This window comes from Streptomyces sp. NPDC046465, from assembly GCF_040646035.1.
In the GTDB taxonomy this organism is placed as follows: Bacteria; Actinomycetota; Actinomycetes; order Streptomycetales; family Streptomycetaceae; genus Streptomyces.
Genome location: NZ_JBEYZK010000035.1, coordinates 62,512 through 69,729 on the forward strand (window position 1 = coordinate 62,512; position 7,218 = coordinate 69,729).

The following is a 7,218-nucleotide window of genomic DNA, read 5'->3' on the forward strand; positions in this document are numbered from 1 at the left end:
AGCTCAGGATGTGTGGGCCGTACGTCGTTGGACGAGCACCGCGGCGACGATGATCGCGCCCTTGGCGATCTGCTGGGTCGCGGTCTCCAGGTTGTTGAGCGCGAAGATGTTCTGGATCGTGGTGAAGATCAGCACGCCGAGCACGGAGCCGGTGATGGTGCCGCGGCCGCCGCTGAGCAGGGTGCCGCCGATGATCGCCGCCGCGATGGCGTCGAGCTCGTACAGGTTGCCGTTGGTGTTCTGGCCCGAGCCGGACAGGACGATCAGCAGGAAGGCCGCGATGCCGCAGCACAGGCCGGAGAGCAGATACAGGTAGAGCCGCTGCCTGCGGACGTCGATGCCGGCCAGGCGGGCCGCCTCCGCGTTGCCGCCGACCGCGACCGAGCGCCGGCCGAAGGTGGTGCGGTTCAACAGCAGCCAGCCGACCACGGTGACGGCGGCGAAGACCATGACCAGCGGCGGGATGCCGAGGATGTACGAGTCGCGCTCGCCGAGCTTGAGCACCCCGTCCACCGTGACCATCTGGGTCTTGCCGTCGGTGATCTGCAGGGCGAGGCCGCGGCCCGCGGCGAGCATGGCGAGGGTGGCGATGAACGGCACCATCCCGCCGTACGCGATGAGGACGCCGTTCACCAGGCCGCACCCCATGCCGACGACGACGGCCGTGAAGAGGATGCCCGCGAAGCCGTACTCCTGGGTGGCGACCGTCGTCGCCCACACCGAGGCGAGCGCGACGATCGCGCCGACCGAGAGGTCGATGCCCCCGGAGATGATCACGAACGTCATGCCCACCGTGACCACGCCGATGACGGACCCCTGGGTGAGGATCAGTTGGACGTTGTCGGTGTCGAGGAACGAGTCGGGCTGGGTGATGCCGCCGATCAGGACTAGGACGGCGAGCACACCGAGCAGTGAGAGCGTCCGCACGTCGGCGCGGGCCACTGTGGCGCGCCACGGGCGGCCGCCGTCGGCGGGGGTGGTCTTACGGGTGGCGGCCTCGGCCGCCGGGGCTGGCTGGGTCATGCCGCCGGGCTCCCTTCGAGGACGAGGTCGAGTACGCGGTGTTCATCGAGGTCACGGGCGGGTGCGGTGTGCACGACGCGCCCCTCGCGGAGGACCAGGACGCGGTCGGCGAGGCCGAGTACCTCGGGCACTTCGCTGGAGACGAGCAGCACGGCGAGGCCTTCGTCGGCGAGGCGCCGGATCACCGCGTACAGCTCGGCGCGGGCGCCGACGTCGACGCCGCGGGTCGGCTCGTCGAGCAGCAGGACGCGGCAGCCGCGCAGCAGCCAGCGGGCCAGGACGGCCTTCTGCTGATTGCCGCCGGACAGGGTCCGCACGGGGGCGTTCGGCTCGTCGGGGCGCAGCGACAGCTCGCGCGTCGCGGCATGCGCGGCCTCGCGCTCGGCGCTCCGGTCGAGCCAACCCCCGTACGAGAAACGGGACATCGAGGAGACCGATACGTTGCGGGTGACCGACTCCAGCATGAGGAGGGCCTGCGCCTTGCGCTCCTCGGGGGCGAGGCCGAGCCCGGCGCGCACGGCGGCCCGGACGCTGCCTGGACGCAACACCCGTCCATCGACGGCCACTTGTCCGGCGCTGGGCTTGCGGGCGCCGTAGATCGTCTCCAGGATCTCGGAGCGTCCCGAGCCGACGAGTCCGGCGAGGCCGACGATCTCGCCGGGGCGCAGGTCGAGGTCGAAGGGCTCGAACTCGCCGTGCCGCGAGAGACCACTGACACGCAACACAGGCTCTGCGACAGGCGGTTCGACAGGCCTGTCCGGGAATACGTACTCGACGTTGCGGCCCGTCATCAGCGCCACGACATCCTTGGTAGGGGTGGACTCCGCCGGGAGTCCGTCGGCCACGGACCGCCCGTCCTTGAGGACGGTGACCCGGTCGCCGATGCGGCGGATCTCCTCCAGGCGGTGGGAGATGTAGACGACGGCGACGGCGTCGGCGGTGAGGCCGTCGACGATGCGGAAGAGGTTGTCGACCTCGTCGGGGTCGAGGGCGGCGGACGGCTCGTCCATGACGATGAGGCGGACCTCGTGGGAGAGCGCCCTGGCCATCGAGACGATCTGCTGCTGGGCGGCGGAGAGTTCACCGACGAGCCGCCCGGGGTCGATCTCCGCGTGCCCGAGCCGCTCGAGCAGGGCGGCCGTCGACGCCTTGGCCGCCCGGCCGCGGACCACAAATCCGGCGGCGGTCGGCTCGTGCCCGAGGTGGACGTTCTCGGCGACGGACAGCCCCTCCACGAGGTCGAGTTCCTGGTAGATGGTGGCGATGCCGAGCCGCATGGCCGCGATCGGCGAGCGGAGCGTGATGCGCTCGCCGCGCCAGGTGATCTCGCCGTCGTCGGGTTGGTGGGCGCCCGCGAGGACCTTGATGAGGGTGGACTTCCCGGCGCCGTTCTGGCCGAGGAGGCAGTGCACCTCACCGGCCTGGACCCGGAGGTCGACGCCGTCGAGGGCGCGGACCCCGGGGAACGACTTGGTGATGCCGGACATGGTGAGCAGCGGTGGTTCGGGTGCCATGACGGTTCCCCTCGGCGGCGGCCGCAGCAGGGCTGGACGGATTCAGGGCAGGGCTCAGCCGCGGGGCTGAGGTGAAATGATCAGTACATGACAGATCAGGGCAGGGCTGAGTGAGGCAGGGCGTGCGCTGGACCGGACCGTGCGGACCGGCCCCTCAGGCCGGTGAGAACAGGTGGTCGCTGATGAGCCTGGCTCCGCCGATGACACCGGCGGTGGGGCCCAGCTCACCCAGGACGATCGGGAGGTTGCCGGTCGCCAGGGGCAGCGACTGGCGGTACACCTGGGTACGGATCGCGGCGAGCAGCGTGTGGCCGAGGCCGGTCACGCCGCCGCCGATCACCACGAGGCCGGGGTTGAAGAAGCTGACGAGGCCCGCGATGACCTGGCCGGTGCGGTTGCCGCCGTCGCGGATGAGGTCGAGCGCGGTGGCGTCGCCCGCGGCGGCGGCCGCCGCGACGTCGACGGCGCTGAGCCGCCCCGCCTCGTCGAGCCGCGTGGCGAGTTCCGCCGAACGCCCCTCCCTGGCCGCCTCCTCGGCGTCGCGGGCGAGCGCCGCTCCGCTGAAGTAGGCCTCCAGGCAGCCCTTGTTGCCGCAGGCGCAGGGGCGTCCGTCCGGTTCGGACTGGATGTGGCCGATGTCGCCGGCGCTGCCCGTCGTACCGCGGTGGACCTCACCGCTGACGACGATGCCGCAGCCGATGCCCGTGCCGATCTTGACGCAGAGAAAGTCGCCCACGGAGCGTGCGACGCCCGCGTGCTGCTCCCCCATCGCCATGAGGTTCACGTCGTTGTCGACCATGACGGGGCAGCCCAGATCCTGGCTGAGGGCCTCCCGGACGGGGAAGCCGTCCCAGCCCGGCATGATCGGCGGGGCGACCGGCACGCCCTCCGGGAAGCGGACGGGCCCCGGCACGCCGATACCGGCGCCGTCGAACCCCTCCGCGAGGCCGGAGGCCTTCAGCTTGGCCGCCATGGCGAGGACCTGCTCGAAGACCGCGACCGGGCCCTCGCGCACGTCCATGGGCTGATTGATGTGGCCGAGCACCTCCAGCTCGGCGTTGGTCACCGCGACGTCGACCGAGGTCGCGCCGATGTCCACGCCGAGGAAACGGAGGGCCGGGGCCAGGCGGATGTTGTGGGACCGCCGGCCGCCGCGCGAGGCGGCGAGTCCGTCGGCGACCACGAGTCCGGTCTCCAGGAGCCTGTCGACCTCGACGGCCAGCTTGGACCGCGAGAGGTCGACCTGATCGCCCAGCTGGGCACGGGAGTTGGGCCCCCCGTCACGCAGCAGCCGCAGCAGCCGCGCCTGGTGCGCGTTGGCGGGTCGAGCCGTCATACGTCTCACGCGCCCCTCCCCGCCTCATCGGGCTTCCCATGCCATTGCCATCAGGCTTCCGTGCTGTTGCCTTCGGGCTTCTTTCAAGCTTTCGAGGGGAACGTAGCAGTGCCTGCCGGGACTGGGAAGAAGTTGCGCGCGAATTACCCATGACTTTCTCCAGTCACAGGACAAAGGGGGGCGGCACGAACGCCGCGGGGTGCAGAGCCAGGCTCTCAGCCCTTCTCGGCCCTGGAGTCCTAGCTCAGACACCAGCCGCGAACTAGCCGGATGATCGCGCGCTCGCCGCCGTGGCGGCCTGTCGTCGTGTTCGTCGTGTTCGTCGTGATCGTCGTGATCGTCGTGATCGCGGAGCATCCGCATGACGGTGGCAGGTGAGGGGTGCCGGCCTCTCTTCGCGCCGGTGGTGATGACGAGGCGCGTGGCGATGTCGCGCAGACTCATCTCCTGGTCGCGCAGGTGGAGGGCCATGGACAACATGTCGCCGTCGGTTACCCCGGCACCGCCGATGGTCTTGCCGCGCCTCCGCGCGGACTCGTGGCCTTCGAGGCAAGCGGCCGCGGCATCGAACTCGCCATGCTCGCCGAGGAGCTGAAGGCGAGCGATGTCGGTCTGGAGTTCCTGACCGGAGAGCTCAAGGGCTCCCACGGCCCGTCCGGCATCGTGTTCACCGTGCTCGCGGCCAGGTCCGGCATGGAACGCGAGTACATCCGCGACCGAGGCCCTGAGCGTGCCGACCCCTGCCGTACGCAAGCCGGGCTCGGTGTGGACCGAGTTGCCCCGGCCGATGCGCGCCGGCGCCGATCACGAGCGACCGCCCATGAAACATCATGACCTTGCGGGGCATCAGCAGCCTCCGTCACTGTCGAGTGCTGAGGTTGGTCCGCTCGGTCTCTCTGACCTGTGTCGCCAGGGTGTCGCACAGAGTGCGGGGTGGGCGGCCAGTCAGTCGGGTGTAGTCGTTGCAGACGCGATCCCAGCGCTGCTCGCGCACCGAAGCGAACATTGACGCGAAGGCATAGACCCACCAGGGATCCAGCCCGGTCGCAGCCGTCTCAGCGTGGTACGTGTCGGGCGGGATGTCCTCATAGGCGACAGGTGCCCCCCACGTCTTCGCCACGGCCGAGGCGATGCCGGTCATGTCTGCCGACTCGGGTCCGGTGATGTCATGATGCCGCCAAGTCGGCTCACTCAACGCGAGTGCGGCGAGGGCGCGGGCCACATCGTCGCGTGCTACCAGGGAGATCCGGCCATCGGCGGCCGGGAGGCGCAGCAGCCCGGCCGTGCGCGCCTCGGTGAGCCAATGCTGGAAGAACTCGATGTATAGCGAAGCCCTGGCGAACGAGTACGGGACGCCAGAGGACCGGAGAAGGTCCTCGGTGAGCCCGTTGACGACGGCGTAGCAGAACGGGGACGCCGTGTCGGCGTCGAGGCTGCTCAGCGCCGCGACGTGGCCGACGCGCTGGTCTTTCGCGGCGGCGATAACGTTGCGGTGGTGCAGCAGCATCCGAGCATCGGGCCCGTCGCTGGAGACGAAGACCAGAGTGGCCACGCCCTTCAGCACCGCACGCAGAGCGGGCGGATCGGCGTAGTCGGCGACGGCGATCTCTACCTGTGACGGCAACGCCTCGGCAGGCAGCCTCCGTCTGGTCACCGCCACGACGTCCACGTCGTGCCGGGCCGCGAGCAACTGCACCACCCGCCCGCCCAGGCCGCCAGCCGCCCCCGTCACCGCGATACGCATCTCTGCCCCCCATCGTCCCCTCACCGGACGAGCGCCACACTATCCGGCGCCCGTTCCTCACTGCCCGGGCCGTCTAGAGGCACTGGTCAGAGCGCCGACTACGGCACGGTTGGCATGATTCACCACAAGATTCGGGCCCTGGGTACTACTCCCGCTGAACCCCGCGCCTCCTGAGCACGCGGGCGTCCGCCATCCGGGGGTCGGTGAGGTCGGCGAAGTCCTTCATATGTCTCCGCGGTTCGGCCGGCGGACGCCGAATTGCGGGGGCGGCGCACGGCAGTGGACAGCCCGAGGTCGAGCCGCTTGTCCATGTCGAGGCGGAAGGTGCCGTACGGGTTGACGTTCGACCAGAACAGCGCGGTCAGCCCGCGCCGGTCCGTAGTGGAGCACCGCGTTGGCGCGCGGCGCAGCCCGGGGCCGGCCAGGTAGTCGCAGGCGAAGACCGTGCGTACGGCCCGGCCGAGTTCTTCGAGCGCGGCGTACGTGGGGTGCTTGGGGCCGCCGCGAGTGAAGCGCCGCAGCACCTGCTCAGCCTCCGCGGCGCCGAGCCGCAGAGCGGTGGCGTACTTGACCGTCTGGTCGTACTGCTGCTCGATCAGGTCCCAGCGGATCGGCCGCGTCAGCGGGGCTCCGAGCGCCGGCCAGCCGAGCTGCGTGTCGTCCGGGCGGTATAGGCGGATGCTTCCGATGCTCTTCAACCGGGGCAGCAGACGGAAGTTCAGCAGCTCGGTGAACGCGAACCCGACCACGCTCGCGCCGTGGGTATCGACGTACTGGAACTCGATCTCGGCGCGGGTGCAGTGCCGCAGCAGGCCCTCGATCATCGCCGCGACCTCGGACGAGGAACACGACTTGAGCTGGCAGTAGATGCAGACGTTCTTCCGCTCCACGTGCCAGTAGATCATCACGCCGTTGCCGCCGTAGCGGGCGTGGTACTCGGTCATGAAGTTGCTGGACCAGGACCCGAACTTCTTCGAGTCCGACACGCACGCTGTGCCGCGGCCCCACCACGCGGTGTCGCGGGCGGCGAAGGTGCCGTTCACCAGCTTCGTGACGGCGGCGCGGAGGTTGTCTACGGTGATGAAGTGCCGGCGCACGTGCCGCAGCGCGGCCTCACTCTCGCCGTGCTCGCCGTGCTCGCCGGTCGCCACGATCGCCCGGATGCCCATGTTCGTACCGAGTGCGAAGAGGGCCAGCAGGAGGCGGCGCTGGAGGACGTCACGCTCGATGCGCTCGTAGGCGGCCACCGATGAGAACTCCTCGGTGAAGCCGGTGAGGAAGTCGGCGTTCTTCAGCACGTCCAGGAGGTCCAGGACCCCCCGGCGGCGCGAGACCTCGTCCTTGAGGGCCGCCAGGCCGGTGGGCTCGGCCAGCGGCTCTAGCTTTGGCACGGTGCTCCACGGCTCGCCCTTGCGGGTGGTGACCTGCACACCGCCCGCGCTGCCATCCGCGAGCGCGCCGGGGCTCGTCCGGCTACCCGCGACCTACTTGGCGGCCGGTGTCTGAGCTAGGGCCTGTCTGACAAATGATTACCCCGTGGACTCGCGGAGCCAGAGGATCAAGGAAGCCAGGACAACTCCGGCACGGTAGCGGTCGCCGAG

The 7,218-nt window shown here is 70.2% G+C and carries 6 protein-coding genes; 1 reads left to right on the top strand and 5 read right to left on the bottom strand.

All coding sequences use genetic code 11. The features are described 5' to 3' along the window. Positions 1-3: 3 nt before the first annotated feature. The 3 genes from ABZ953_RS36200 to ABZ953_RS36210 all read right to left on the bottom strand — a co-directional run bounded on the left by ABZ953_RS36200 (position 4) and on the right by ABZ953_RS36210 (position 3,873). Positions 4-1,023, bottom strand: a complete 1,020-nt coding sequence (locus ABZ953_RS36200) for an ABC transporter permease (protein WP_361733211.1) — start codon at positions 1,021-1,023, stop codon at positions 4-6. Beyond that, positions 1,020-2,537 carry a sugar ABC transporter ATP-binding protein gene (locus tag ABZ953_RS36205; protein ID WP_361733213.1) on the bottom strand — a complete coding sequence of 506 codons (1,518 nt, stop codon included), beginning with the start codon at positions 2,535-2,537 and terminating at the stop codon, positions 1,020-1,022. The genes ABZ953_RS36200 and ABZ953_RS36205 overlap by 4 nt, the downstream gene beginning before the upstream one ends. 154 nt (positions 2,538-2,691) lie before the next feature. Beyond that, positions 2,692-3,873, bottom strand: a complete 1,182-nt coding sequence (locus tag ABZ953_RS36210) for an ROK family transcriptional regulator (protein WP_361733215.1) — start codon at positions 3,871-3,873, stop codon at positions 2,692-2,694. Positions 3,874-4,254: 381 nt separating this feature from the next. Here ABZ953_RS36210 and ABZ953_RS36215 point away from each other — a divergent pair, with 381 nt between their 5' ends. Beyond that, positions 4,255-4,707: a hypothetical protein gene (locus ABZ953_RS36215; RefSeq protein ID WP_361733217.1), complete on the top strand. Its 453-nt coding sequence runs from the start codon at positions 4,255-4,257 to the stop codon at positions 4,705-4,707. A gap of 25 nt (positions 4,708-4,732) precedes the next feature. On the opposite strand, the gene ABZ953_RS36220 is transcribed toward ABZ953_RS36215, so the two are convergent. After that, on the bottom strand, positions 4,733-5,617 hold the full coding sequence (locus ABZ953_RS36220) for an NAD(P)H-binding protein (protein WP_361733219.1): 885 nt from the start codon (positions 5,615-5,617) through the stop codon (positions 4,733-4,735). A gap of 119 nt (positions 5,618-5,736) precedes the next feature. Then, positions 5,737-7,008, bottom strand: a complete 1,272-nt coding sequence (locus ABZ953_RS36225) for a Tn3 family transposase (RefSeq protein ID WP_361733220.1) — start codon at positions 7,006-7,008, stop codon at positions 5,737-5,739. Between the last annotated feature and the right edge of the window lie 210 nt (positions 7,009-7,218).